Consider the following 26776-nt stretch of genomic DNA (forward strand, 5'->3'; position numbering starts at 1 on the left):
TAAACAGCTTGAATCTCAAGTAGCAGAAAAAACAAATATTCTTAATTGTTTGTTCGATGGTGCGAACCAAGCGATATGGCTATTAAAAGTAGAACAATATCAAGATTTTAAGTTCCTCCAGTCAAACCATGCCGCATGTGAAAGTATGGGCGTTTCACCACAAGATATTATGAACAAGCGCTTGTCGGAAATAGGCTCGTCTGTACTTAGCAACGATGTTATAAATAGAATAAGAAATAATTACTTACTATGCTGTGAGCGTAAGTTACCTCTGGAGTATATAGAAACACTACCTAGTAAAAACGAAGAAAAGTGGTACCAAACAACTCTTTACCCAATACTTGACCCAAAAAATAACGTTGTAAAAATCGTGGGGACCGCCATAGATATCACCGCTCGCAAACTAGCAGAACAGGAGCTTGAGCATAACCGTACATTCTTGGAGCAAATAATCAACTCCGCAGTATGTGGTTTATATCTTTACGACATTAAAGAAAGGCGAAATATACAAATTAATCAACGTTATACTGATCTTTTAGGTTACACAATTGGCGATTTAAAAAATATAACACTGAATGAGCTTGTACATCCAGAAGACGAACAACAATTAATTGTTCATTTTGATGAAGTGCTTATAAGCAAAGAGCAGCAACTCATACCTATCAAATATCGTTTAAAACATAAGAATGGGCATTGGATTAGTTGCAGCGCCGTACACACAATAATTACTAGAAGTAAAAATGGAACGCCAACAGTACTTCTGGGTACTTTTGTCGATATAACAGAGCAAGACCAACTATTGCAAAAGCTCAAGTCATCAAATGAAAATTTAGAGCACTTCGCTTTTCTAGCTTCTCATGATCTTCAAGAGCCTTTAAGAAAGATCATTGCTTTCACTGATAGTTTATCTGTTAGATTAAAAAATTACATTGGCAATGATGAAAACGCGCAATTTGAAATGTCTCGACTCATTGAAGCTTCAGATAAAATGCGCGTAATGATACAAGCTTTACTCAAATTATCTAGATTACAATCACAGAAACTAATTCCTATCGAGACAACCTTAGGCAACCTTATCGATGATACATGCGAGCAGATCAGCTGTGCGATTGAGGAAACTAAAGCTCAAATTACCGTAGACACGCCAGATCAGCTTCTAGAAGTAGACAACTCTCTCTTCGTTCAGGTGTTCCAAAACCTCATCGCAAATAGCCTTAAATTCATCGAGAGCGATATAACACCAAGAATAAAAGTATTTAGCGAACTTAGAGACAATCAAATCATCATATATTACCAAGACAATGGTATAGGCATTCAGGAACCATATTGGCAGAGTATCTTTGAGCCATTTAAACGGTTAGACAATGGAGTAACATATTCAGGCAGTGGTATCGGATTAGCTATGTGCAAAGAAATAATAAAACTGCATAACGGGAGTATTGCGTGTCGAAGTCACAAGAGTAACGGTACCACTTTTATTATTAACCTACCAAGCACTCGGGGGTAAGTATGGATATAGTATTAGTGGATGACGACACCGATGATGTTTACCTATTTACAACTGCATGTGAATACATTACTCCAAAGCCAAATCTGATCGTATTACAAAATGGTGAACAGCTTTTGGAATATATAGATACTCACGGTCTCAAGGGAGATAAGCTCTATCTTGTAGACTTAAACATGCCAAAAATGGGGGGGCTAGAAGCCTTAAAGCACATTAAGCAAAGGGGCTTGGTCAATAAGTTATGTATAATTAGTTACACAACATCGAGTCAGCCTTCTGATATTGAACACGCTTTCTCGTTAGGCGCCAAGTCATATATAACAAAACCTAGTAAGGTAGTTGACCTAATTGAGCTGCTCGAAGTGCTTACTAAATACTGGTTCACTTACAATCACTTTGCTAGGAGCAACAATGAATAAATGGCTAATTTATCTTTTAGAAGATAATGAAGATGATATTTACTTAATACAGCAGTTCCTCGTGAACCATAATGGGCGTCATCAGTTTAAGCTTAAGTCTTTAAAAAACCTTGCTACATTAAAATTAGCTACACGGCAATGTTCACCTGACATTCTGCTCATTGACCTCAATTTACCAGACAGCTCAGGGCTCAACACTCTTATTACCGTCAAACACTTCGTGCCAAACATTCCCATCGTTGTGCTCACTGGCGACTCAAATGAGAGAATTGGAGAGCAAACCATCCAGTTAGGTGCTCAAGATTACATTCCAAAACATGAACTAACGAGTTCTCTGTTAGCTAGAACAATCATTTTTTCAAAAGAGAGATTCGAATTGCAGCGTAATCTAGAGAATATGGTTGTAATGGATAAACTCACTATGCTCAATAACCGAGGCTCATTCGATAACGAACTACATAAGTATGTTCAAGATGCTATCAGGTACGATACAAGTTTTGGTTTGCTGTTTATCGATTTAGATAACTTTAAAGCCGTTAATGATGAGTTAGGGCATCAAGCTGGAGATCAGCTCTTAAGAGGCATTGCTGCGAAACTAAAAATGTTTCGTCGAACATCTGATTTTGTAGCCAGGTATGGTGGAGACGAGTTCGTTATAATCGCGCCACATATAGCGGACAAAAACCAACTCATGAAACTGGCACAGCACAAGTATAGCTTACTTGCCGATAATTACTGCATCGAAGGAAGCAACAATCAAATCCATGAAATACACCTAGAAGTGAGTATAGGCGCGGTACTCTTTCCTGATGATGGCGAAACCGAAAGCAAATTAATACAAAACGCCGATGCCTCGATGTATGAAGCAAAAGAAGCGGGAAAACCTTTTCGAATATGCAAGGACAAAGATTGACGAACACATATCATCGTAAATATCAGCTGCTTTCCATCACGCTTTCAGTAGAGCTATGCAGGGCCATAAAAAGCCATCATAAATAGATATTGGATGAGGCTCGTCAATATATCTCTGTATCAAATACTCGGAGCACGATCAAAAAACTTCTGCAATATCAAACCCAGCTATTATTTCGAATAATGCCGACAGCAAGGCCCTCAATCTCAAAAGACTGATACTCCAAATCAACAGTGATTGGCGAAAACTCTTCATTTTCAGCATGTAAAAGCACTTTTTTCCCCGCCTTCTCCAATCTTTTAACAGTTACTTCATCTTCAACTCTAGCAACAACAACCTGACCATTTTCTGCAACTTTAGTACTGTGAACTGCTAGCAAATCTCCGTCTAAAATACCTATATCCTTCATACTCATACCATTTACTCTGAGTAAGTAATCGGCTGCTGGTTTAAATAAGTGAGCATCAATTTGGCAATGCGTTTCTACATGCTGCTGCGCTAAAATCGGCTCCCCAGCAGCTACGCGCCCAATCAGAGGTAGTCCTGGATCTTCTTTCTCTATTTCTTCAACTAATCTAATCCCACGGCTCGCACCAGGCACCATTTCAATCACACCTTTTTTGGCTAGCGCCTTCAAGTGCTCTTCGGCTGCATTCGCGCTTTTAAACCCTAGTGCTTCTGCAATCTCAGCTCGAGTCGGAGGCATTCCCGTATCTTTAATAAACACCTTGATTAGTTCAAATACTTGTTCTTGTCTTTTTGTAAGTGGACGCATACAACTGGTTTTCCATACAGTACATTTACTGTGAGTATATACAGTTAATAGAAAATCGCAATGGGTGAAGGGGAAATATCAAAGTATTATTTCTAAACTAACAATATGCTTTTAAATTCCTTTTATACAAAAAGGTACGGTCTCTGTTTTTTTATCGACTGACCACGTTTATCAGCTGTATTTGAACCTTAATAACGTCTGCTCGATGTTATTTTTGCTATACAGCAAAAGTGTTTCGCCATGCCTACTCATTGTTATTTTTAAAAGATCAATATAGTGTGAGATTCATCTCATTGTCGATGGCGTTTATACAAAGGTAATCATTATGAAAAAAGTACTTATTCCAGTTACTAACCATGCAACACTAGGCACTACAGAACAGGCAAATGGTACCTATGCTCCAGAACTAACGCACGTGGTTCATGTATTGAACAGCAACAGCATTGCGTTTGATATTGCCTCTATACAAGGTGGCAAGGCGCCTCTTTACGGCACAGACATCGAAGGCGATGACGTGAATAGCCAAGTATTAAGTGACTCTTCGTTCAAAGCACAGATCGACAATACCTTAGTCGCTTCACAGGTGAATATTGAAGATTATGATGCGATTTTCTACCCGGGTGGCTTTGGCTTATTATCTGACTTAGCAATCAATAAAGACATTGGGGGCATGGCAGCAAAACATTATGAAGCGGGCGGTATCATTGCAGCAGTATGCCATGGCCCAGCGGCATTATTACCAATTACATTAAGCAATGGTGAGCCTTTACTTGCTAACAAACACGTTACCGCATTTACCCGAGAAGAAGAAATAGACTTTGGCACTATTAATGATATTCCATTCTTATTAGAAGAATCGCTCACTCGTAACGCAGCAAAATACAGCAAAGTACAACCTTGGGGTGAATTTGTAATTGAAGATGACCGTGTCATTACAGGCCAAAATCCAACAAGCGCTCATGCTGTGGGCGAAGCTTTAGTAAAGCTATTGTCATAAGAGCTGAAAATGATAAAAGTACACCACCTAAATCAATCTCGCTCAACGCGAATTTTATGGCTATTAGAAGAGCTTGGCCTGCCCTACGAAGTTGAGCGGCACGAACGTGATAGCGCAACGCGTTTGGCCCCAGCAAGCTTGGCAAAAGTTCACCCACTAAGCAAAGCACCTATTATTGAACATAATGGTTTGGTGCTTTGCGAGTCGGGCGCAATCATTGAGTATATTCTTGATCAAGCACCAAGTGAGTATTTGCGCCCAGAGAAGGGTTCCAAAGCATACTTTCAATACTTAGAGTGGCTGCACTTTGCTGAAGGGTCTTTAGGCTTGCCAATTATTGCCCGTTTACTTATGAACATGGAACAGCGAGATGGCACCAAACCGATGGATGGTTATATCAGCAAAGAGTTAAACCTAGATTTCTCATATATAGATAATGTGCTTGCAAAGCAAAACTACTTCGCTGGCGAGCAGTTTTCTGCCGCTGATATTATGATGACAATTTCGTTAGAAATCGCCGATAGCTTAAATTTACTTGAAGGGCACGATAATATCACCCGCTATCTTGGTGATATGCAAAGTAGAGAAGCGTATAAAAAAGCCCGCGCGTTTGGCTAATGAGTTAAGTTTTCATTATTCAGTTTTAAAGGTTTAAACTCGCGACGCTGTTATGTACAGAGCGCGAGTTTTTCATTTATAAATGCTGGCGTTTTGATTTGCTTTGGACCTATTGTGTTTGCAAAATAGTCAAAGGCGCATTGTCTTCAAACAACCGTGCAAAATACCCCTAAAAGTGGTATTGATTATCACACTGAGTAACGCTGCTTGTATGTGAGGTCCTCACTTTAGCCGATAACTAACGGGGGCATGCTTGAGTACTGTGCTGTTATTGCACACCCATTTCGTCACTCGGTACTCGCTTAGCGTCATTCTGAACTTGTTTAAGAACCCATTACAGGCAAACAATCAGCATTGGCAAAACAGAATGGTTTTTAGGAAGAGAATATGATCACCGCAATAACACAAAAAGACTTTCGCAACTTTTGGCCCACCTTTAAAAACATCATACAAGCACAGCAAACCTACGCATTTGACTCAAACATGTCATTTGAAGAGGCTTATCAACTTTGGTGCCAATCACCACTCAAAGCTTTTGCTTATAAAGTTGACGGTGTAGTTTTAGGCACGTATTACCTCAAAGCTAACGCCATGGGCCCAAGCAGTCATATTTGTAATTGTGGCTATATGGTCAGCGAAGCCGCAAGAGGCCAAGGTATTGCGCAAAAGCTCTGTGAACACTCGCAACGTATAGCCAAAGAAATGGGATTTGAAGCCATGCAATTTAACAGCGTGGTAAGCACCAATGAAGGTGCTATACGTTTATGGCAAAGACTTGGTTATAGCATTATAGGTACAATTCCCAAAGCCTATAAGCACCCACAGTTGGGGTATGTCGATAGTCATATTATGCATAAGTTTCTGGTTTAGTTAAATTAGGACCCAAATACAGTGCATACCACGCGATGAATTGGTTTACAGCTAAGCGCTTAAAGTGTCGACAAGCTAGCTAAAATCTAATCTGATATGCAGCTTGTGATTTTGTCTAATAACATTATTAGTCGCTGTTTGAGAATAAAGAAGCAAGCCGCGATTTTGGCTATTTTTGTTTGTTGTTTATAAACAGAATTTTGAGTGGAATTATAAGGCAATGTAGTATCCGCAATTTTAGGGGGTTATGAACCACTAAAATGGTAGAGAATAAGCTGTCTGGTAAACACTGAAAAGGATAGCACTTTGTCACCTTTAAAAATTTTAATAGATAAACATATTGGTGCTGATAGCCTTTCCGAGATTCAACATTCACTAAATGAACTAAACATTGGACTAGAAATTAAAGAGCGCTCAAGAAAAGGATCATATTTATCTTTAGACTGGGTTTAGTGGTCAATACTTTTCGGTAAATCGGTATAACAGCCTATTTCAGCTTACTGCCGTTGCTCGTTCGTTTAGATAATCGCAGCGAATCCCTGCCCCTATCAACTACTCATCGGCCCTTTGCGTATCGACCTTTCCTAAACGAGCTAATTTTTCAAAGCCTTGAGTTATACCAACCCGCAATAACTGTTATTCTTTTCAAAGGTAAAATACAATGCGGCTAGCGTTAAAAGTTTCTCATTTAAAACAAATAAATAACAAAATTTTTGCCCAGCTACCAACAAGATTTCATAACCTAAAAAGGCCACTTAGTTAAGCGGATTGGTATTACACATTTACAGTTTTCGATAGTCACACGTGTGAATGCCACCATTTGAGGTTTCAACAAACCTTACATACTCGCTCTCAGGGAACATCGATTTAGCCAAAGCTGTCATTGCACTATTTGGAAATCTTCTTTTATAGGCTTCCAAAGCCGACAGTAAAAACTGATTGGTTTCTAAATCAAAATTCTCATAGGTTTGGTTGTTCCAATTTTTTAATTGCTCCGGCGAGGCAAAAAATGGGTTTTGATATTGAGTATACTGGTGATACAGCTCGTTATCAGAGTAAGCCCTTAAATTGAAGTCAATCATCGTCTCTATTGATTTGCCATCTATCTCAACCGAATACAGGTCATAACCCTGCATCGCTGCAACCTCTGCCATCATAATGACAGACGCGAGCGCTGATGTAGAATAACCTAGCGCAGAGTCTCCTCGCTGTGATTCAAAAACTATTGAGCCATCAGCTCTAACTTGTTTATCTAAAATCATAAAATAGCGCGCAATACCTCTTCTAAAGTAGTCATCGTTATTTTCTGTCACTCCCAGCATCATTAGACCCAAATCACCTAACCAGCCTATGTTACCTTGCTCTAATAGCGTCGGCATATCTGAACCTATCGCATGAGCTTGAGATACATATATTTTTTGAGCCCACTGCTCGAAGAAGTTTTGTATCGCCTCAAGTTGAGGTAATTCAATGTCTCGGTGAGATTTTAATGAATGCCAAGCTATGACTGTAGACGGTAGTGCATATCTCAAATTAACTCTTTCAACACCATCAACCGCATCGATATCAGACATAGGTGCATAATTGGCCCATACAGAAAAGTTCGACAGCATGGTATCGAATGAACTTTGTTCTGCGCGATAAACGGCATTTACTCTTTCAAAAGTCATACTATTAGATAGTTCGGATAGGCCGTTGCTAAACACCTCAGTATTGTTTTGTGAAACATCAGAAGACGACACCAACCTGCCTATTGGAAACAAATCAACTGGGCAAAGCTCAAACATTTGCTGCTCGGTTGCGCTAGATAACTCAAGCTGTCTGGCACGTTCATCAACATGAAGCACAGCAGAGTTCACAACGGTATAATCGGTTAACCTTCCGTATCCATAGTTTGAGAACTTTTTCAATTCACAGCCATAATCGGTATTGTTAACTTCTCCTTCGAGGCCACACACTGCCACCCAGTTAGAGCCAGGCTCTAAAAACGTACCAGGGAATTCGTCAACAAATATCTCAACCGACGCTGTCGCTTTATTACCACTTGGATCCGCAGCAGTGAAAACAGCCTCAAACGTGCCAAATGGAATAACCTGCGGAATGTTATGCGAGATAGTCACTGTACCGCTGTTGTCTGTCGCCGTCACTGAGTTAATAAAATCAACAATTTGTTGTGAGCTCGCAGTCATTCCACTCTGCGTATCTGCATCTACAACAAGATCGCTAGGTGCCGTTATTGTCGGAGCCGATGTATCTTTTGTGATCGGGGGAGTTGTTTCAACACCGCCATCGCTGGGGCCATTACTTTCGCTACCGCCACCACAAGCGGCAAGTAACACACTTGCTATGAGCAATAAGTAACTCTTATTCATTTGCTAATCTCACTCTACTTTTCTAAGGCTTAAATCGCGGCCATTTTATACGATTCACTTAGACTGAGCTATTTTAAAAGTAAATTAATTGCAATTTACAGGACAATAGACTTACTTGCCGCTAAAAAAACAAGAGCTTTAACGGAACCTACCCCCTCCCAAATCCAAATTTAATTTCTTTTTTTGCAATTAAATGTAAGCCTTTCACTGCCACTTTTTCAGCTTTGATTTGGTAATTAAATACAATAAAAGCGGTGAGAGGACCGTCACACAAGTAGCGTTTTTTTAAATGCCTTGTATGGCCATATGTGACGTTATGATATTTGATGGTGCTGAGAGTTACAGCCCAGTTAAGTAACTACACTACTTAACTGACCTACTCGCTAAATTGACCTGCAGATGGCTTACCAAATGGAATGAACACTTTTACCAGTAAGCCGATTGTGTTGCTTTTGATATTGCTTGCATTGTGCAAGCTCAAGTAACCATGGTGCGCTTCTACGATTTCTCGGCACAGTGCAAGGCCTAAGCCACTGCCAGATGTCTTGGTTGAATAAAAAGGCACAAGCGCATTGGCCATGACTTGTTCGCTCATACCCTGCCCCTCATCTGTAACACTTATCATCATGCCTTGCCCGTATTGCTCAATACTCAAACTGACTTTATCAGCAGCAGAGCCTGATTCATGGGCGTTTTTTAGCAGGTTAATCAGCAGTTGTTGCAGCTGCATAATATCTGCAAAACAGGGGGTTACGGGTAGGGTGAGTTGGCTGTTAAATTGCCACTGCTCAGCCAGTTCACTAACCAGCTGTTGCCAGTCAATTTCGGCCAGTTTGGGTTGGGGTAATTTGGCGAATTTTCCATAACCTTGAACAAATTCGCTCAGGTGTTTAATACGCTCTTCAATGGTTGAAAATACCCGCTGTAATCTTGGTTCATCAAGCTGACTGGTCAGAATTTTCCCACTGTGTAGCATTGATGACATTGGGCCCAAGGAGTTATTTAGTTCATGGCTGATAATGCGTATTACTTTTTTCCATACCGCGACTTCTTGACGATTCAACTCTCGCGTAAGCTGCTTAAAAATAAAAAGCTTATGCTCTTGATTATTTAATAAAAACTGCCCGGTTGCTAAGTGCCACGTTTGCACTTCTTCTTGTTCGCTAAGCATATTAAACAACCCATCTTGACCTGAGTTAATAGCTTGCTTTAATTCCGGTGGCGCTTGTTCTAAAGCCTGCGATAAGCTTATGCCTTCAAGATGAGTGCTCGATTGCAATAAACCACGTGCGCTTAGGTTGCTAAACACCACAATGTTATTACTATTAACCAACACCAACGCTTGGGGTGAGCTCTCTAGCACTTTATCAAGCATCAGCTCACGTTGATAAATCCACTGTTTTTCTTTTCTCAGTTGTTCTGCGGTTTGATTATATAACTGGCATAAGCGACCCAGTTGGTCATTGCTTTGATAGGCAAGGTTGTTTGAAAACTCGCCGTCTTTAAAATTATGTAAGCCTAGTTCAAGGGCTTCTAGGCCTTGTCTTATTGGGGCGCAAACAAAGCTTGAAACAATTGCGCTCAAGGTTATCGCCAATACCAAAATGACTAAAGCATGAGCAAGTGGCAAACCTATAAAGATCAGTGTAAGTGCCACGCACAAAGTCACCACCACCAGCATGCTTAGCGTAATTTTATTTACCAAAGACAACTCGGGCAGTTTAAAAACCATACTTAATACTCAATCTCAAACTTTTGTAAACGCCGATACAAAGCTTGCCGCGTCATACCAAAATGGCGTGCAACTTTAGCAATAACACCTTGATGCGCACGCATGGCCTCTTCTAGTTCTTGCTTCGTGGGTTCTTGCTTGGTTTTGGCTGCCTTGGCAGTATAAAGGGGTGCATCGTTTTGTAGTGTAAAATCTTGCTCACCTAACTCACCGTCAGGCTTAAGTACCGCCGCCCTTTTGCAGGCGTTTTCTAGCTCCCGCACATTACCTGGCCATGAGTAAGCTGTTAGCGCAAGCTGCGCCGTATGTGATAACGGCCTATTTGGTAAGAAATGATTAACCAAAGGCAAAATATCATCAGGTCTTTCACATAGCGCAGGAAGTTGCAGTTCAATCACATTCAGCCGGTAATATAGGTCTTCACGAAATTGTCCGTTTTGAATGTCTTTTAGTAAATTGGCGTTAGTAGCCGAAATAACCCGCACATTTACTTTACGTGTTTGCACCGAGCCTAAGCGCTCAAACTCCCCAGTTTGCAATACTCTGAGTAATTTCATTTGCCCAGCTAAGGGTAAGTTACCAATCTCGTCTAAAAATAAAGTACCGCCATCTGCCGCTTCAAAACGCCCAATTCGTTGCTTGTTAGCACCCGTATAGGCACCGGCTTCTGCGCCAAACAGCTCAGCCTCAATCAACTCTTGCGGCAGCGCGCCTGCATTCACTTTAAGAAAGGGCTTATCTTTTAATAACGAGTTCGCTTGAATAATTTCAGCAATGCGCTCTTTACCGCTTCCGTTTGGTCCTGTAATAAGCACCGACACATCTGACTTTGCCAATTGCAAAGCCATATCTACAATTCGCTCCATCGCAGTACTGGCATACACTAGCCCCGCCAAATTGGCTTCTGCCTTGGGGGCTTCTCGCTCTGCTTGCTGACGCTTGTAATTGGCATTGCTGGCTTGAGCCTTGCCCAGTTCAACTAAATTCGCAATGCTGGTCAACAGTTTTTGGTCATCCCAAGGTTTGCCAATGTAATCAGCCGCGCCTGCTTTAACCAATTCTATTGCGGTCTCAAGCTCGGTCCAAGCGGTAATAAGAATAATCGGTAAATGAGGGTTAATCTCTCTTAAGCGATAAAACAGGGTTTTACCCTCTTCACCCGAGGTGGTATCGCTTGTAAAGTTCATATCCTGTAATACAAGGGCTATATTTTGGTATTGCACCATTTGTTGTGCTTCAAACGCATTTTGCGCAGTCACCACCGCATAATCATGTATTTCTAGTAATAACGACAACGCCTCTAAAATAGCCGGGTTGTCATCAACAATGAGTATTTTTCCCATGTTATTCTTGTACTTCAATGTGCTACACCTTGGCCAGTGTAGCACATTCATTATTAACAGGTTATATGGTTCTTGTAGCGATACTCGGCGAGATATTAGCAGCACGCTTTGCCGGTCCAACTACTGCAAGCAAACTAACGCACAACACACTTAACGCAGTTACCGTCACATAAATAATAGGCATTTGCGACAACGAATAATGTTTCATTAACTGTTGCGCCATCAATAACGCAGCCCCAGAACCAACAACCAGTCCAACCACCGAAATCAAACAGTTTTCAATTAAAAAGTAGCGAATAATGTCTGACTTTCTCGCACCTAGTGCTCTGCGCGTGCCAATTTGTTTGGTTCGTTTGCTAATGTTAAATAGCGTTAAACCAAAAATCCCTAAGGCCGTGATTAAAGTGAGTACCACAATCATCACCAGTAACATACGCATCGTCAGCCTATCAGATGCAACGTAGTCTGCTTTTAGTTGCTCTAGTCCTTGTATGTCTTCAACCACTCTTTCTCTGTCTAAATCCAACATTGTCTGCTCAATTTTTTGCATAACTTCAGCGCGTCTGCCCTGCTCTGTTCTGACGATAAACTGAGTTAGCTTTTCGGCCGTTACAAACGGTACAATCACTGAGCGGTCTTTTCGTTCCGACTTTAGCCATGGCCCCTTCATCATATCGGCAATACCAATTACTTGAATAGCGTGATCACCTCTATAAAGCGTTTTTCCAATTGCGTCACCATTTTCAAAGAGTTCATCTGCCACTTCCTTGGTAATGATCCCTATACTTGGATACTTTGAATAATCTGTCGTGAGCATAATTTCCGACTCTGTAAAATTACGCCCCTCTATTATTTTTACACCCAATGTATTAAGAAAGTGCTCATTTGCTTCAAATACTGTCGAGTTTAGACCTTTACTTTCTTCGCCTGTCGGCTTTAACCGAAATGTGCTTGCAGCGCCGCCACCACTCAATGGAATCGAATTAGCCATCACCGCATCTACAACGCCAGGTATTTCTCTTAACCTTGCTTCATCCATCTGCGATTGACGCAAATAGTCCACACTTTGGCCAAAATGCATCATTTGAAATGAAAAAATGTTTTCTTCAACATAGCCAGTGTCTTGGTTTAGATAGGCTAGCTTTTCATTAATGATAAATGCCGAGTTACTCACTATGGCTGTCGTAATAGCTATCTGTAATAGCAATAAGATAGGCCCGACTTTGGTGCGACATAGCGCATTAAAAATTGGCTTTAATTCAGACATAACATTGCCCCTTATTGACTTTTCAAGTGAATGGCTGGCGTGGTTTTACACACAACCCATGCAGGGTAAAGCCCTGCTATCATACAGGCCAAAATCGCGATAACAGGTGCTGACAACAACATAGTTACATCCATACTCGCAAGGTCACCATAGCCACGATGGCTAATTCTAACGCCCCATAAGCCTATTTGTGCTACGATAATTCCCAGTACACCGCCCATTAAGCCAATCATAGAAACTTCAACTAAATGCTGATAAAAAACCTGCCGCTTTGAAGCACCCAAAGCTCTGCGCACACCAACTTCTGATGCTCTTCGTAAAAATTTTGCAAGTAAAAGACTTAAAATATTCGCAATACACACTACTAAAAACATAAAGCTCAGTGTAACCATGATTTTATTATCTTCTCTTACTACCCCCCTATACTCCATTAGCTCCATCACATCGAAAAGGTTATAGTTAAGCTGTTCACGATTAAATCGGCCAAGTGCTTGCTGCTGCTGCATATAGCTCATCAAATAGCGCTCAAACTCTTCTTTTTCTTGCTGGTTATTCAATTGCACCCAAAATTGTAACCACAAGCTTTCTGACACCAATAAATCTTTAAAAGTATCATCCGGCTCATCTTTCCAGCCATTGGTATTACCCCAAGTGACTACTTCATGGGCCGCCCCTAAAGTGATGGGAATAAATATCTGCTCGGCACTATTAAACGAACCATTATTTGTATCGTAGTATTTTACAGGTGTTTCCCAGTCTTCAATCACACCAACAACTTGCACACGAATATCATCTAAATAAAAACTTTGGCCAATTGAGTTTTGCCCTTTAAATAGCTTTTCATTAATCGTTTTTGAAATAACGGCGACGGGAGCGATATCATCTTGTTGCTGTTGTGTCCAAGTACCCCCGTGTATAAATTGCAGGTCAAACATTTCAAAAATGTCTTTAGATGACAGCCGCACGGCTTCTACAAATGGCTTCTGTTCTGGCGAATTTAAATGCACCGAAAACCCTGCTTTGTACATAGCTGAGCGCAAATAAGGTAGATTTGCATTTTGCAAATTAATCGCATCTTTGTAGGTTACCTGAAAAGGCACGTCATCCTTTGACCAATAAGTCTCACCTTCATCCATAGTCTGTAATTGCAAGTGATGCAAAACAGCGCTTTTTTTCGGGATAGGATCTTTAGACATCATGTGATGAATCGATAAACTTGTCATGGTGACCCCAATACCGATGGCTATCGCCAACACCATGAGTAAACTCACCATCGGCGTACGCTTAAAGCTGCGCCAACTCAGATCGATATAATGCAAAAACATAGTTATGCCCCTACTACTTTGGCTGGATTACCTTGATACAAGGTGAAATCCGCTAGCTGCCCATCAACCACCTGAATATTTCTTGGTGTTCTGCGGGCCAATTCAGCATCGTGCGTCACCATTACAATGGTCGCCCCTTCTCTGTTAATTTGTTCTAAAAGCTCCATAACCTGACGCGCCATTAAACTGTCAAGGTTGCCGGTCGGTTCATCGGCCAATAAAAATCTCGGTTCTCCTGCAAGCGCTCTGGCAATCGCCACCCTTTGCTGCTGACCCCCTGATAACTGTTGAGGCAAATGTTTAGCACGACTTGCCAGCCCAACTTGTTCTAAACGTTGCTCTACACGACGCTTGCGTTCTGCGGCTTTAATGCCTCTATAACGCAATGGCACTTCAATATTTTCAAACAAGTTTAGGTCTGGGATCAGGTTGAACCCCTGAAATATAAAGCCTATTTTTTGATTGCGAAGGTCAGCTCGCTGATTATCATTAAGGCCACCTACATCTACGCCATCTAGTAAGTACTGACCCGTCGTGAATGACTCTAGCATCCCTGCAATATTTAAAAAGGTGGTTTTTCCTGAGCCTGAAGGGCCCGTTACCGCAATAAATTCACCTTCGTTTACTTGTAAATTAAAGTCACGTAAAGCATGTGTTTGCACCATATCTGTCTGATATATTTTATTAATATTGTTCATTGTAAGCATGTCAGCTTCCTTAATTTTTAATTCGATTGTTTCGCGCTGCACTAACGCAGCATAATTTGCTCTGCCTTTTTAAAAGGCTCATAACTTGAGATGACTATTTTGTCTCCAGCCTGCAGGCCTTCTGTCACTTCAACTGCATTGATACTGACTGCACCTATTGCAACGTCAGTTTTAAATGCATGCCCATCTTTCACGCGATATACAAAGCCCCCGCCAGCTTGCAAAAAAGATCCTCGCTTAACTTTTAATACATTTTGCTTATTTTCTAATAAGATGCGTGCAGATAGGCGTTGGTTCTGTCGAATACCACTCAACCCATCTTGTGAAAAACGTACACGTGTCGTTACTTCTCGCTGGTTGACTTCAGGAGAGATAGCGCTGAGCTCTCCCATCACTTCGTTTAGGCCGATTTTTAGTGAGACTTGCATACCCAAACCGAGCTCATTAGCATAGCTTTCAGGTACTTGCAGCTGAGCCTCAAACGCAGTTAAGTCAACTAAAGTCATGAGCGCTTGATTTTGTGACACCAACGCTTGAGGTTGCACTAATAGGTTGCCAACGATACCTGTCACCGTTGCTTTTATGTCAAGGTTACTTACTTTTCGCTCTAACTCTGTCACTACAAGTTGCTGGCGTAACACTGTACTTTGCGCCGACTTAAGTTCAAACGCGAGTGTATCTTTTGCCAGCTCTACTTCTTGCTTCGCATGTTTAAACGTTAATTTGGCGCGAGATAAGTCATCAACTGCTTTTTCCAAATCAATTTGACTGATCAGGCTTTTTTTAATCGAGAGTTGCGCTCGACGGTTTTCTCTTTCAGCCGCACTGAGTTCCACTTGCGCAAGATCGAGTGATTTATTTAGACTCAGTGTTTCTCGGCGAGCTTCTAACTTTTTACGTTCAAGCTCTCCTTTTAACCGCTGGAGTTCTGAATTTTGCTGCTGTAGAGCATTTTGCAACTCAGGGCTCACTACTTTGGCGATATTCTGTCCCACTTCTACTTTATCACCCGCTTTTACCAACAAAGAAATAACCCCCTGCTCAGGGCTATAAATTTGCGGGGCATTGGCAGCTACAATCTTTCCTGTAGCTGCGATATCTCTCACTAAATCACCACGCTCAACCGTTGCAAACTTTACCTCATCACTTGCTAAGGAGTGCTGTGCATTTGACGTATTTACTACAGCATATGCCGATGTGGCGATTGCTACTGCAGCAGCTGATACAATTACAAAGCGCTTACCAAACTTACTTTTCGTGACAATAACTTGATCTTGTCCACTGGTATCTTTAATCATGAGTCTTTCTCGTTATAAGGTTTAGTGCTCAACCACGCTAATTGCACCCGCTACACACAGCATAATCACTGGCGGCAACAAAAATAGTGAACAAAGCAACATATCCCTTTCCTAATCAATTTAGATAGACTCTCTATTCCATTTGCGTGCCAAAAATAAAAAATATTAAAATCAAAGGTTTAAATTTTTAGTGGCGAAAGTAATGTGTCCGCGGACAGAAAAAGTGTCCGCTTCGGACACTCAAATAGCAGCTGAATAGCAAACAAAAAGATGGGGACAAATGTTAAAAAATAACAATTGCAAAAAACAGCACTATTAGAGCAAAAATAAACCTCTTTTATATATGAATATTTTTATAAAAATAAGATGCACTTATCACTGAATTAGCCCGACCACACTGCCAAAATAGAGATTGAAATTAAATACACAGGCTTAAAACACTGCTTTTATTGCGTTTCAATTTCGCAATAGAGTAAAAAACCTAACCCTATTTTCATCACATCACTTTATTCAAAAAAAATAAAATATTCACAAAACCCCTTTGACACAAAATTACGTTACCTGTAATAATCCACAAAAATTTAACTCAATCTTAATTTTCTTACACATTCTCTTCACATTCATACGAGACAATGAAGTTAAGCAAATCTATAAGGATTAGATCACATGGGAAAATCTACTCACTTGTTTCATAGTAGAGACTTAGTTCAATGCGAAGCAAATAGCTTAATCGACCTAATTGCAGTCGATACATACAACAAACCAAATCAAGAGGTTTTCCACTTCATTGATGAAAAAGGCGAATCGGTAGAAGTTTTTGATTACCAAACACTTAGCAACTCAGTATCACGCATAGCAAAGTCACTGCTACAAATACAACAACGTAACACTGAGCATCAGGATCAAGCGCTTATTGTGCTCCCTCAGGGAGCTGATTTCGTAACATCATTTTATGGCTGTATGGCTGCGGGAATTATTGCCGTGCCATCGTTCCCACCTAAAAATCAGTTACAAATTGAGCGTTTACAATATGCTATCGAAGACTTAGGTAAGCCTATTGTCATCACCAATAACGCTGTCTTACCTTTGTTAAAAGAGCAACTCGCTCATTTACCTATTCGCTGGTTATTGGTTGAAGAGTGCGAAGCGATAGAGCCGCAACCACTACATAACTTCAAAACCAAAGAACAAGATATTGCTTTACTACAATACAGCTCTGGCACCACGGGCAAACCCAAGGGTGTGATCATTACCAATCAGAATATCCTTGAAAATTCAGAGTTGATCAGGCAAAGCTTTGGTCACCAAGAAGACAAAACGCGCATGATGCTATGGCTTCCACCGCATCATGATATGGGTTTAGTCGGGGGGGTTATGCAAGGCATTTACACTGGTTACCCAACCATGCTAATGCCCACTGATTTGTTTTTACGTAGCCAATTTCGCTGGCTAAAAGCCGTGACAGACTTTAGAGCCACCACCACAGGTGCACCTAATTTTGCTTTTGATTTGGCGGTAAAAAACATTCGCGAATCTCGCTTAGCAGAGCTTGATTTATCATCGCTGCAAAACTTATTTTGTGGCGCTGAGCCAATTAACGCTCAGACGGTTAACCAATTTTTTGATAAATTTGCGCAGTGCGGTTTAAAGCCTGAGGCATTTTTACCCTGCTACGGTATGGCCGAGGCAACATTGATGGTCAGTGGCAAGCCTCATTCGCAGCAATATAAACAACTATGCGTAGACGAGCCACTTCTCAAACGAGGTATGGTAAAAGCGGTTGATACACCTTCAGCGCGCAGCCAATGGTTAGTCAGCAGCGGTAAAGTGCATGATTCAATTGACGCTAAAATAGTAGACCCCAACAACCATATCGCGCTTGCAGACGGTCAAGTTGGCGAAGTTTGGTTACAGGGAAATAGTATCAGCCCAGGTTACTGGCAAGATAAAGAGCGTACCGATGCAAACTTTGGTTTGACACTGGCAGGACATAGCGAAACCTACCACCGTACAGGAGATTTGGGTTTCTATCACAAAGGTGAACTTTTCATCACCGGCAGGCTGAAAGAAGTCATCATTATCCGCGGTGCTAATTTTTATCCGCAAGACTTAGAGTACGAAGCATCGCTGGCCTTTCCTGAGCTTAAAAACTGTCGAAGTGCTGCATTTTCTGTCACAGAAGAAGGTAAAGAAGTGCTTGTAATGGCACTTGAGGTTCCGCGCAATGTCAGCGATTTTGATATTTTTGCAAAAACACTTAACGGCCGGTTGATTGAACGTTTTGGTGTAAAGGCCGATCAAATCCTATTTTTACCGCGCAAAACCATCAAGATCACTTCTTCAGGCAAGCTACAACGCGTAGCGATTAAGCAAGCATACGAACAAGGCACTTTACAAGCATATCACCGCTTCAGCTTGGAAGCTCAAGTCAATGATAGTCAAACAATTAGTGATGGCGCGGTGACTGAGCTAGACATCTTTGACATAGCCAGTGTTGAACATTGGCTAGTATGCAAAGTGAGTGAGTTAACGGGTGTTTCCATTGCACAAATCTCACCTAAAGATTCTCTGGCCAACGTCGGGCTAGATTCAGTATTAGCAATGGAAATTCTATTTAAGCTAGAGCAATTAACAGGCATCTATCTCGCTCCAGATGTGCTTTATAGCTGTAACACCCCTCATTTGTTAGCCAAGCAAATTACTACTGTAGCAAGTAAAACATCTAAAACGGAGTTAGATCCAACATGTTAAATGAATCAGTTCAAAGTGTATCCGCCAAGCTTTGCCAATTTATCACCCATAGCTACCTTGATGATGATGAGTTAATCGCACCTGATACGCCCATTATTGAACTTAATATTCTCGATTCTGCGTCAATCTTTGACGTAGTCGAATATATACATCGCGAGTTCGCTCTGCGCTTACCCGTGATAGACATTCACCCAGACAATTTTGCATCCGTCGAAGTACTTAGCAAATTAGTTGAACATCACAGGAACAAGGAGAACACGTTATGATCCCAAATCAATGGTATGCCATAACTAGATCGCAAGACGTAAAGAAAAAACCTCTCGGTATTAAGCGACTAGAAAAATTACTTGTGCTCTATCGCGACACACAAGGAAAACTCATTTGTATGGATGATAAATGTCCACACAAAGGCGTAAAACTCAGTTTAGGTGAGCAACATGGTGACCTTATCGCGTGTCCTTATCATGGCTTTCAATTTGATCAACAAGGTGACTGTGTTCATATGCCGGTATTAGGCAAAAATGGCGATGTACCAAAAGGAATGTGTGTCAAAACCTACAAAGTAACAGAAGCATATGGATTGGTTTGGTTTTGGTATGGCGAACAAATGGCCGAAGAAGATTACCCAGAAGTGCCAATGTTCAAACAGTTTAAAGAGTACGATGGCTATTACTCCTACTATGGCTGGGATGCCCCCATCAACTACACTCGATATGTCGAAAGTGTATGTGAAATTTACCATATTCCTTTTGTACACAAAGGTTCAGCAATCAACATCTGGGACCCTAAAGGTGGTCGTGTTGATGACTTTGAATGTAAAGTTGATGGCACATTGATCACCAGCGACTTTATTTTACGCCCAGATGATGAGCGCACTGCAGCCGAAACACTGGTCGCTCGTAAGCCTTGGACAAGAGGCTGGCGCTTTGGCATCGATGTACAAATGCCAAACTTAATCCAGATCCGCAGTGAAGTATTTGATGTGATTTTTATTCCTACACCTATCGATGAAAATACCTGTTGGGTGTGCGTGTGCTATCAAGAACCAAAACGCGACCTTTTATTGCCGTTGATTAAACCCCTACCTATTCCATTTTGGCGTCCTGTTCGTCCTTGGTATATGTGTCGTATCGAGCGCTTTGTACAACAAGCTAAAGATATGGCTGTCATCGCCCATCAGGAGCCAAAAGTATCTAGCCCTAAAGCTAATCGATTAATCCCGATTGATAAAGTGAACGCTCACTATATTCGTTTCCGCGAAAAGCTGATCCGTGAAGCCAAAGAACAACAAGCACACAACAAAATAAAAGAACAACCACACTTTGAAGCCCCAACCCTTGAGCAGATCATCGGTATTGAAGAAGTAAATTAAATGGAATTGAGCATGACAAAAAATAATGATTTAGCGACTGCTGTTCAGTCGTTAGTTTTAGACATCGTAAAAGAACAAACCTGCTACTCAGAGTCTGATCTGCTCCCTGATGTGCCTATGGAAGAAGGATTGGGAATTGACTCAATCATCTTGGCGTCAATTGTTGATGAGCTGCAACAGGTATTTGTATTTGAGCATAAACTAAACTCAGCGAGTTTTAATACCATTAACGACTTGCTTGCGCGCTGCGAAGGCGTTGCATTAAGTGAAAAAGGCCAAGCAAAACTTGTTACATTGGGTATCAACCATGATGTGCCAGTAAATGATGTATCCGTCAATGAATGCCCAACTGCTCAAGAAGGCCCATCACACACCACCATGCGTGATTTTGTCTCTGATGGCAGCCCTGATTTATTTAGCAAAGTACGTAAGTTTAATGACTTTTACGAAACGCAAGCACAAACAGGCAATTTTTGGTACGGCATGCCGCTGAGCTCTCGCTGTGAAAACCGCGCAACTATTTTTGATGCCTATCAAAATAAAGAACGTGAGTTTTTGATGTTCGCATCGAACAATTACCTTGGCTTAGCGAATGAACCTCGGGTTATTGATGCTATCTGCAAAGCAGCAAAAGAATATGGTGCAACCAATACAGGGTGTCGTTTGATTGGGGGTACAAACCATTTGCACCTCGAACTTGAAGAACGCTTAGCCCACTTCAAAGGTCGTGAAGCCTGTATTGTTTTTCCATCTGGTTACTCTGCAAACCTAGGTACTATCTCAGCACTAACAGGCCCAAAAGACACGGTTATTACAGATGTTTATAACCATATGAGCATCCAAGATGGTTGTAAGTTATCTGGCGCTAAAAAACGTATCTATAAACACAATGATATGGCGTCTTTAGAAGAAGTACTAAAAGGCTGCGCGGATTCAGAAGGCGGCAAGCTTATTGTTGCTGATGGTGTATTTAGCATGCACGGTAACATCGTAAAACTACCAGAAATGGTGCGCTTAGCTCGTAAGTATCAAGCACGTATCTTAATTGATGATGCACACTCTACGGGTATTTTAGGCGCAACGGGTTCAGGCACCGCTGAGCACTTTAATCTTAAACATGAAGTCGATTTAGAACTTGGCACCATGAGTAAAACACTCGCAGGGATGGGCGGCTTTGTGTGTGGTGACAAAGATGTCATTGATTATCTACGTTTTTATGCAAACAGCTATGTTTTTGCAGCCACAATTCCTGCGCACATTGCCGCAGGCCTGATCCAGTGTATTGATATCATTGAAAAAGAGCCTGAGCGTATTGAACGTTTATGGAGCAACGTTAACTACCTGCATAGCGCCTTAAAAGAACTTGGTTTTAACACTGGTGACAGTGAAAGCGCCATTATTCCTATTGTTATTGGTGATGAAGCCCTAGCAATGAAAATGGGCCATGCGGTTCGCCAACAGGGCATGTTCTGTCAAACCGTGGTGTTCCCAGGCGTTGCGGTAGGCGATGCAAGATTACGTATCAGTGTGCTATCACAACATACCAAAGCGGATTTAGATGGCGCTATTGAAATTCTAGTCAACGCAGCCAGAAGCGTTAATTTACCGAATTTTAAAGGCTAAAGGAGTAGCTATGAAAGAAATGTTGCCAACGGCGCTACATCAAGCCTTGTTTTATTGGGCAAACAAGCAACCTCAACAGCCATTTTTACTCGCTGAGCCAGCTTTGTGCTATCGCCAATCAGCTAACTATGTAAGCGCATTGGCAACACAACTTTCAGGTAGCCAACGAGTCGCTATTTGGCTTGAAAAGAACAACCATTATGCCCTGTCAATTTTGGCAGCGCTTAGCGCTGGCGCTTGCTATATCCCAATTGACAGCAAACAGCCTATTAACCGTGTTGACTTGATTTTAACCGACGCTCAAGCAGATACCTTAATCGTAGACGATAAACATCTGTTGCAAGTTACACCGCTTTTAGCAAAATACCCGCAACTTAAAATCGTGTTAATTGGTGAAAAGTGTGTCCAACAGGCGGCAAATACGAGCTTTTTTGACTGGCGCTTACACCTAGAAACCGAGCTGGCGCACACAAATGAACCTTGGCATAAAAATAGCCTTGCTGCGGTGCTTTTTACTTCTGGCTCAACAGGCCGCCCCAAAGGTGTGCAGCTAACACTTGGCAATATTCAGCATTTTGTTAGCTGGTGCCAAGATAATATGAGCTTGGATAGCTGCGATCGGTTTTTAAATCTAGCCAGCTTTAACTTCGATTTAAGTACTTTTGACCTATTTGTTTGCTTAGCAGTTGGTGGCAGTTTGTACATCGCCAATGATGATGCGCCAAAGCAACCAATGACATTAGCGAATGTGCTTAATGAACATCAGATCAGCGTGATGTATTGTGTGCCGTCACTGCTGAATTTGATGAACCGTATCGGTTTGTGGCAACAAGCAGAGCCCTTGGCACTACGCCATCTCATTTTTGCAGGAGAAGCAATGCCAAAGCCTTGTTTAAAAGGCCTTGCGAGCGCTTTACCTAGTACTCACTTTTACAATTTTTATGGACCAACAGAAACCAATGTTTGTCTTGCCTACAAAGTAACTGAGGCGGATGTTCTCAATAATGAGCCGATAGCCATTGGTCTGCCTATCGGGGATACCCAAGCATGGCTTATTGATGAACAAGGAAATCCGGTCACCAATGAGTCTGGTGCAATGGGAGAGCTTGTGATCCAAGGCAGCTGCGTAACACCTGGCTATTGCTTAGAATCGCAAAAGCTCGCAAATCATGCACTGCAAATTCACTCTACTGGTGACATTGCCCGCTATCAAAATGGCCAATATTACTACCATGGTCGTTGCGACCGTATGGTTAAAATTTCAGGTTTTCGCGTTGAGTTAGGTGAGATTGAAGCCTGTCTTTTGGCACACCCACAAATAAGTGAAGTAGCAGTAAGATACTGCGCTAACACCAGCAAGCTAATAGCAAGTTACGCATTGAATGATGCCCAAAGCAAGATTGGTACTTTAGCACTTAAAACATATAGTGCTCAGCACTTGCCTACCTACATGATCCCACACAAGTTTGAGTGTTTTGGTACGTTACCAAAAAATGCCAATGGCAAAATTGATTACCCAACCCTTGCGCAGGTGAATGATGATTAATAAGCAACAACATGCCATTGCCTTGTTGGATTTGCAGTCAAACGTTGGTACACAAAACGGATATTTGGATTGCCTGAGTGACTTAAAGCACTATTCAAAGTTTGCAATACCACCGATTTATAGAAAAGCAATCAATCGCATGCAATTACCATTGCTGCAACTGAGTATGGCGCTTTGTGAACGTTTTGATGCGTTTGTCCACGATGGCAGAACTGATGTGATAGTTTGCTCTGAGCCTTGTGCAGATAGGCAACTGGCTAACCACTATAGAGTAACGTCACAAGCATTGCTGGCTGAGCTAATCGCAACCACTGACAATGAAACTATAAAAAAGCAATTACATGATCTTAAGCCAACAGAGCTTGTCAGTAGCCACGATAAAGTGGGTGAAATGGCCACAACAATGGCAACACGCATCGCCCAAAGTGCAAAACTAAAAGGCCGCGCGTTTGCAATCAACAGCGGTGATGAGTCGTTATCTAAAGCCGTTGCTTTGGCTTATGACGCACTACTAAATCATAAAGCAGATGCAGTGCTTATTGCCGTTGCTAATGATTGGCAAACCCCTTCAGATATTCAGCCTTTGGCAGCGAGCACTTTGCTATTAGTCAGAACGGACAAAGCTATCGATAACGCAAAGGCTTATCTGCAGTATTGCCATCAACATAGCTTTGTGCCAGCAAAGCATGATTCGTCTAGCAATGCGGGCGTGGTAAATAGTGCTTTGCAACTGTCATCGTGGCTTGCAAAAAACCCTCAAGATACATGGCCCATTAGCCCACAGTTTAGCTTCAGCACTTCACCGTGTTGGTATAAAGCCCTCGAGCAAACAGCCATTACCATTTGTGATAAACAAATATGGCTGGCAGATAGACTTGGTACAAAAGCCTATTGGCAAGGATTAAATGACAAGCGCGGTGGTATTGCTTCGCTTGAACATAACACCATGGTATCAGGCACATTATTTAAACCCGATGGCGAAACACAAGATAGTTACTACTGTAGGCAAGCTGCAAAATTAAGCTCTGATCACCTTGATACATTAGCACATGCAAGCTACGACAATGCTCTCAATACCATGCTAAATGAGTGGCAACACCTTGCCTTGCCTAGTGATAAAAACACCTTAGTTATCACAGCGACTAATCTTGGCCCATACAGCGAGCGCCGTAAGTTATTACATGCAAAGTTCAGCAGTTTAGTTGAACAATGCCAAGAGATATTAACCGCTTATAATGATGATGCAGGCCTTGTACAACTACAAAAATGGCAAAGCCAGTTTACACAAGATGCGCAAAGTGAGCACAACCAAGCGCTCGGTCTTAGCCTGCAATTAGCGCAACATTTTCAGTTGAAAAACTACGATGCTTTAGCACTTGAAAGCGCCTGTGCAGGCTCTATGGCTGCTTTAGATTGTGCTATCAACGCGCTACAAAGCAAACGCGTAGATTATGCCATTGTGGCAGCGGCAGAGCTGCCGGTAAATCTGCATGACTTGTGTCTGTGCTCTAAGCAGCAAATGTTATCGCATTCGGTAATTGCCACATTTAGCGAACACGCCGATGGCTTTACCCCAGGTGACGGGCTGGGCGTTGTGATTTTAACTCGTGATGATATTGCGATAGCCAAAAATTATCCAAGACTTGCTCGAATTGAGGCCATAGGCTCAAGTACCTATAGCAAGTCAATGATAGCCCCAAATAGCGCAGGCCAAGTTGAGGCAATGCAGCACGCATTTGCGCAAACCGCGCTAACGCCGTCTGACATTGACTGGGTAGAAACCCACGGTACAGGTACCCCCATTGGTGATTTGGTTGAAATACAAGCGCTAAGCGAAGTGTATCAGCGGCGCGATAACAACTCACTTAAACTCGGCGCGCTTAAAACCCAGTTTGGTCATACCTTTGCCACAGCGGGCCTAGCAAGCCTCATCAAGGCATTGTTGAGCTTTGAACATAATTCCATTCCACACAATTTGTTGCGCGGCAAACTGCGCGACGAGTTAAACCTAGAAACACTGAATTTTGACCCAATGGCAAGTGCAAAACCTTATGCGCAGCCGCAAGGTAAACGCAGTGCGTCAATTAATGGATTTGGCACCGGTGGTGTGAACTACCACGTGATTATCAGCGATTGTACTTCTGAGACAACGCAAGGAACTCATGATGAACTTTGATTTTACAGAAAAACAACAACACATAGCCCAGCAAGCGGCAAGACTTGCGCAGTCACTCGAACTGAACGATTTAAGCAAGCGAGACTTAGCTGGCGAATTTTCTAAGCCGTTATTTAGACAGCTAATTACCCAAGGCGTTGGTAAGTGGTTAATGCCAAAAACTATGGGGGGGGATGACTTAAACGCCAGCGAGCTATGCGCAGGCATAGAGTCATTAGCGGAACATTGTGAAGATACTGGGTTGATCTTTGCGCTTTCAGCGCATTTATGTGCCTGTATCCACCCCATTCGCGCTTTTGCCAATGAGCAACAACAACTTCACTGGCTAAGCAAGATCCAACAAGAGGCTTGGCTTGGTGCTCACGCTATCACCGAAAAAACAGCGGGTTCTGATATTTACGCTATGAGCACATCGGCCACTAAAACGCAGGCACAGTTCATTCTCAACGGCGCAAAGCACTATATCACTAACGCACCTTTTTGCGACTTTATGGTTGTACATCTACGTACAGCCAATAAAGGTAATTACTTTGATTATTCAACATTTATTATGCAAAGCACTGAACTGGGGATCAGCGTGACCCAAAACCCGCATAGTAAATCTGGCTTACGTACTACTGCAATGGGCGATATACAGTTTAACCAATGCGAATTGTCTGAAGACGCGCTGATAGGCCGTCAAGGAGCAGGTGCACCGATTTTCCAAATTTCGATGGAGTGGGAGCGTGTGTGTTTGTTCGCTCTGTATCTGGGACAAATGAAACGTCAACTCCACAAAACCGCAGCATTTATTCAGTCTCGCAGTCAATTTGGCGAACCTTTGAGTGAATTTCAAGCTGTCCAGCATCAGCTTAGCGATATGTATCTGAATTACGAAAGCGCACGTCTACTGCTTTACAAAGCCGCGTGGTCTTTAGATAAAGGCGATATGTCAGGTGTAAGCAGCGCGCTGGCAAAAATTGCGGTGTCGCATGCAGCCATTAGCAATGCCCAAATGGCCGTGCAGTTGCACGGAGCACAAGGTGTGCTCAGCGGTGACATTGAACGAATGCTCAGAGATGCCATGCCCAGTGCCATTTTCTCTGGTACCTCCAATGTCCTTAAGAACAACTTAAGCACAACGATCTTAAAGCGTTTTCAAGCTAATTGGCTGTAGCGGAGTAGA

General features: G+C 42.0%; 21 protein-coding genes (1 of these 21 only partly in view). 13 read left to right on the forward strand and 8 right to left on the reverse strand.

Going from position 1 to position 26776, the window contains the following annotated elements:
• The 3 genes in view from GDK41_RS18175 to GDK41_RS18185 are tightly spaced (at most 2 nt apart) and all read left to right on the forward strand, a layout consistent with a single transcriptional unit that may run on beyond the window.
• Nucleotides 1–1507: the 3' portion of a PAS domain-containing sensor histidine kinase gene (locus GDK41_RS18175; RefSeq protein ID WP_152087890.1), read on the forward strand. The gene continues 1184 nt to the left of window position 1, outside the view; the window shows 1507 of its 2691 coding nt (coding positions 1185–2691); its start codon lies off the left edge, out of view; it ends in the stop codon at nt 1505–1507.
• A gap of 2 nt (nt 1508–1509) precedes the next feature.
• Nucleotides 1510–1926, forward strand: a complete 417-nt coding sequence (locus GDK41_RS18180; protein WP_152087891.1) for a response regulator — start codon at nt 1510–1512, stop codon at nt 1924–1926.
• Nucleotides 1919–2839, forward strand: a complete 921-nt coding sequence (locus GDK41_RS18185) for a two-component system response regulator (RefSeq protein WP_152087892.1) — start codon at nt 1919–1921, stop codon at nt 2837–2839. The genes GDK41_RS18180 and GDK41_RS18185 overlap by 8 nt, the downstream gene beginning before the upstream one ends.
• 157 nt (nt 2840–2996) lie before the next feature.
• Here the strand turns inward: GDK41_RS18185 and lexA are convergent, their stop codons facing one another.
• The gene (lexA, locus tag GDK41_RS18190) at nt 2997–3614 is read right to left on the reverse strand and encodes a transcriptional repressor LexA (RefSeq protein ID WP_152087893.1); all 618 of its coding nucleotides are present in this window, start codon (nt 3612–3614) and stop codon (nt 2997–2999) included.
• A 325-nt stretch (nt 3615–3939) separates the two neighbouring features.
• Here lexA and GDK41_RS18195 point away from each other — a divergent pair, with 325 nt between their 5' ends.
• The 3 genes from GDK41_RS18195 (at nt 3940) to GDK41_RS18205 (ending at nt 6099) form a co-directional block, all read left to right on the forward strand.
• The gene (locus tag GDK41_RS18195; protein ID WP_152087894.1) at nt 3940–4611 is read left to right on the forward strand and encodes a type 1 glutamine amidotransferase domain-containing protein; all 672 of its coding nucleotides are present in this window, start codon (nt 3940–3942) and stop codon (nt 4609–4611) included.
• Between the two features lie 9 nt (nt 4612–4620).
• Nucleotides 4621–5229 carry a glutathione S-transferase family protein gene (locus tag GDK41_RS18200; RefSeq protein ID WP_152087895.1) on the forward strand — a complete coding sequence of 203 codons (609 nt, stop codon included), beginning with the start codon at nt 4621–4623 and terminating at the stop codon, nt 5227–5229.
• 387 nt (nt 5230–5616) lie between these two features.
• The gene (locus GDK41_RS18205; RefSeq protein WP_152087896.1) at nt 5617–6099 is read left to right on the forward strand and encodes a GNAT family N-acetyltransferase; all 483 of its coding nucleotides are present in this window, start codon (nt 5617–5619) and stop codon (nt 6097–6099) included.
• A 782-nt stretch (nt 6100–6881) separates the two neighbouring features.
• On the opposite strand, the gene GDK41_RS18210 is transcribed toward GDK41_RS18205, so the two are convergent.
• From GDK41_RS18210 to GDK41_RS18240, 7 genes are all read right to left on the reverse strand, one after another.
• Entirely contained in the window at nt 6882–8471 is a 1590-nt protein-coding gene (locus tag GDK41_RS18210) for an alginate lyase family protein (protein ID WP_152087897.1), read from the reverse strand.
• A 376-nt stretch (nt 8472–8847) separates the two neighbouring features.
• Nucleotides 8848–10203 carry a sensor histidine kinase gene (locus GDK41_RS18215; RefSeq protein ID WP_152087898.1) on the reverse strand — a complete coding sequence of 452 codons (1356 nt, stop codon included), beginning with the start codon at nt 10201–10203 and terminating at the stop codon, nt 8848–8850.
• 2 nt (nt 10204–10205) lie between these two features.
• Complete coding sequence (locus GDK41_RS18220) at nt 10206–11546, reverse strand: sigma-54-dependent transcriptional regulator (protein WP_152088283.1); 1341 nt, start codon at nt 11544–11546, stop codon at nt 10206–10208.
• 61 nt (nt 11547–11607) lie between these two features.
• Nucleotides 11608–12813, reverse strand: a complete 1206-nt coding sequence (locus GDK41_RS18225) for an ABC transporter permease (RefSeq protein ID WP_152087899.1) — start codon at nt 12811–12813, stop codon at nt 11608–11610.
• 11 nt (nt 12814–12824) lie between these two features.
• Nucleotides 12825–14138 (reverse strand): ABC transporter permease, encoded by a 1314-nt coding sequence (locus GDK41_RS18230; RefSeq protein ID WP_152087900.1) that lies wholly within the window; start codon nt 14136–14138, stop codon nt 12825–12827.
• A 2-nt stretch (nt 14139–14140) separates the two neighbouring features.
• The gene (locus GDK41_RS18235) at nt 14141–14845 is read right to left on the reverse strand and encodes an ABC transporter ATP-binding protein (RefSeq protein WP_152087901.1); all 705 of its coding nucleotides are present in this window, start codon (nt 14843–14845) and stop codon (nt 14141–14143) included.
• A 41-nt stretch (nt 14846–14886) separates the two neighbouring features.
• Nucleotides 14887–16143 (reverse strand): efflux RND transporter periplasmic adaptor subunit, encoded by a 1257-nt coding sequence (locus GDK41_RS18240; RefSeq protein ID WP_152087902.1) that lies wholly within the window; start codon nt 16141–16143, stop codon nt 14887–14889.
• A 666-nt stretch (nt 16144–16809) separates the two neighbouring features.
• Between GDK41_RS18240 and GDK41_RS18245 the strand changes: the two genes are divergently transcribed.
• From GDK41_RS18245 to GDK41_RS18275, 7 genes are read left to right on the forward strand one after another with little or no spacing between them, the layout of a single operon-like run.
• The gene (locus tag GDK41_RS18245; RefSeq protein WP_152087903.1) at nt 16810–18894 is read left to right on the forward strand and encodes an AMP-binding protein; all 2085 of its coding nucleotides are present in this window, start codon (nt 16810–16812) and stop codon (nt 18892–18894) included.
• Nucleotides 18888–19160 (forward strand): acyl carrier protein, encoded by a 273-nt coding sequence (locus GDK41_RS18250; RefSeq protein WP_152087904.1) that lies wholly within the window; start codon nt 18888–18890, stop codon nt 19158–19160. Before GDK41_RS18245 ends, GDK41_RS18250 begins: the two co-directional genes overlap by 7 nt.
• Nucleotides 19157–20266, forward strand: coding sequence for an aromatic ring-hydroxylating oxygenase subunit alpha (locus tag GDK41_RS18255; RefSeq protein ID WP_152087905.1), 1110 nt, complete (start codon nt 19157–19159; stop codon nt 20264–20266). The genes GDK41_RS18250 and GDK41_RS18255 overlap by 4 nt, the downstream gene beginning before the upstream one ends.
• Nucleotides 20267–20278: 12 nt before the next feature.
• The gene (locus tag GDK41_RS18260; RefSeq protein WP_152087906.1) at nt 20279–21889 is read left to right on the forward strand and encodes an aminotransferase class I/II-fold pyridoxal phosphate-dependent enzyme; all 1611 of its coding nucleotides are present in this window, start codon (nt 20279–20281) and stop codon (nt 21887–21889) included.
• A gap of 10 nt (nt 21890–21899) precedes the next feature.
• Nucleotides 21900–23435, forward strand: a complete 1536-nt coding sequence (locus GDK41_RS18265) for an AMP-binding protein (protein WP_152087907.1) — start codon at nt 21900–21902, stop codon at nt 23433–23435.
• Complete coding sequence (locus GDK41_RS18270; RefSeq protein ID WP_172971678.1) at nt 23428–25611, forward strand: polyketide synthase; 2184 nt, start codon at nt 23428–23430, stop codon at nt 25609–25611. Before GDK41_RS18265 ends, GDK41_RS18270 begins: the two co-directional genes overlap by 8 nt.
• Nucleotides 25601–26767, forward strand: a complete 1167-nt coding sequence (locus GDK41_RS18275) for an acyl-CoA dehydrogenase family protein (protein WP_152087909.1) — start codon at nt 25601–25603, stop codon at nt 26765–26767. Before GDK41_RS18270 ends, GDK41_RS18275 begins: the two co-directional genes overlap by 11 nt.
• Nucleotides 26768–26776: the final 9 nt, after the last annotated feature.

This window comes from Pseudoalteromonas sp. A25, assembly GCF_009176705.1.
In the GTDB taxonomy this organism is placed as follows: domain Bacteria; phylum Pseudomonadota; class Gammaproteobacteria; order Enterobacterales; family Alteromonadaceae; genus Pseudoalteromonas.

Bases quoted from the DNA above. Each gene is read 5' to 3' on its own strand.
- GDK41_RS18205 (WP_152087896.1), top strand. From the start codon at position 5,617: ATGATCACCGCAATAACACAAAAAGACTTTCGCAACTTTTGGCCCACC.
- GDK41_RS18180 (WP_152087891.1), top strand. From the start codon at position 1,510: ATGGATATAGTATTAGTGGATGACGACACCGATGATGTTTACCTATTT.
- GDK41_RS18195 (WP_152087894.1), top strand. From the start codon at position 3,940: ATGAAAAAAGTACTTATTCCAGTTACTAACCATGCAACACTAGGCACT.
- GDK41_RS18265 (WP_152087907.1), top strand. From the start codon at position 21,900: ATGAAAGAAATGTTGCCAACGGCGCTACATCAAGCCTTGTTTTATTGG.
- GDK41_RS18250 (WP_152087904.1), top strand. From the start codon at position 18,888: ATGTTAAATGAATCAGTTCAAAGTGTATCCGCCAAGCTTTGCCAATTT.
- GDK41_RS18215 (WP_152087898.1), bottom strand. From the start codon at position 10,203: ATGGTTTTTAAACTGCCCGAGTTGTCTTTGGTAAATAAAATTACGCTA.
- GDK41_RS18270 (WP_172971678.1), top strand. From the start codon at position 23,428: ATGATTAATAAGCAACAACATGCCATTGCCTTGTTGGATTTGCAGTCA.
- GDK41_RS18225 (WP_152087899.1), bottom strand. From the start codon at position 12,813: ATGTCTGAATTAAAGCCAATTTTTAATGCGCTATGTCGCACCAAAGTC.
- GDK41_RS18240 (WP_152087902.1), bottom strand. From the start codon at position 16,143: ATGATTAAAGATACCAGTGGACAAGATCAAGTTATTGTCACGAAAAGT.
- lexA (WP_152087893.1), bottom strand. From the start codon at position 3,614: ATGCGTCCACTTACAAAAAGACAAGAACAAGTATTTGAACTAATCAAG.
- GDK41_RS18255 (WP_152087905.1), top strand. From the start codon at position 19,157: ATGATCCCAAATCAATGGTATGCCATAACTAGATCGCAAGACGTAAAG.
- GDK41_RS18210 (WP_152087897.1), bottom strand. From the start codon at position 8,471: ATGAATAAGAGTTACTTATTGCTCATAGCAAGTGTGTTACTTGCCGCT.
- GDK41_RS18185 (WP_152087892.1), top strand. From the start codon at position 1,919: ATGAATAAATGGCTAATTTATCTTTTAGAAGATAATGAAGATGATATT.
- GDK41_RS18235 (WP_152087901.1), bottom strand. From the start codon at position 14,845: ATGCTTACAATGAACAATATTAATAAAATATATCAGACAGATATGGTG.
- GDK41_RS18230 (WP_152087900.1), bottom strand. From the start codon at position 14,138: ATGTTTTTGCATTATATCGATCTGAGTTGGCGCAGCTTTAAGCGTACG.
- GDK41_RS18245 (WP_152087903.1), top strand. From the start codon at position 16,810: ATGGGAAAATCTACTCACTTGTTTCATAGTAGAGACTTAGTTCAATGC.
- GDK41_RS18260 (WP_152087906.1), top strand. From the start codon at position 20,279: ATGACAAAAAATAATGATTTAGCGACTGCTGTTCAGTCGTTAGTTTTA.
- GDK41_RS18200 (WP_152087895.1), top strand. From the start codon at position 4,621: ATGATAAAAGTACACCACCTAAATCAATCTCGCTCAACGCGAATTTTA.
- GDK41_RS18275 (WP_152087909.1), top strand. From the start codon at position 25,601: ATGAACTTTGATTTTACAGAAAAACAACAACACATAGCCCAGCAAGCG.
- GDK41_RS18220 (WP_152088283.1), bottom strand. From the start codon at position 11,546: ATGGGAAAAATACTCATTGTTGATGACAACCCGGCTATTTTAGAGGCG.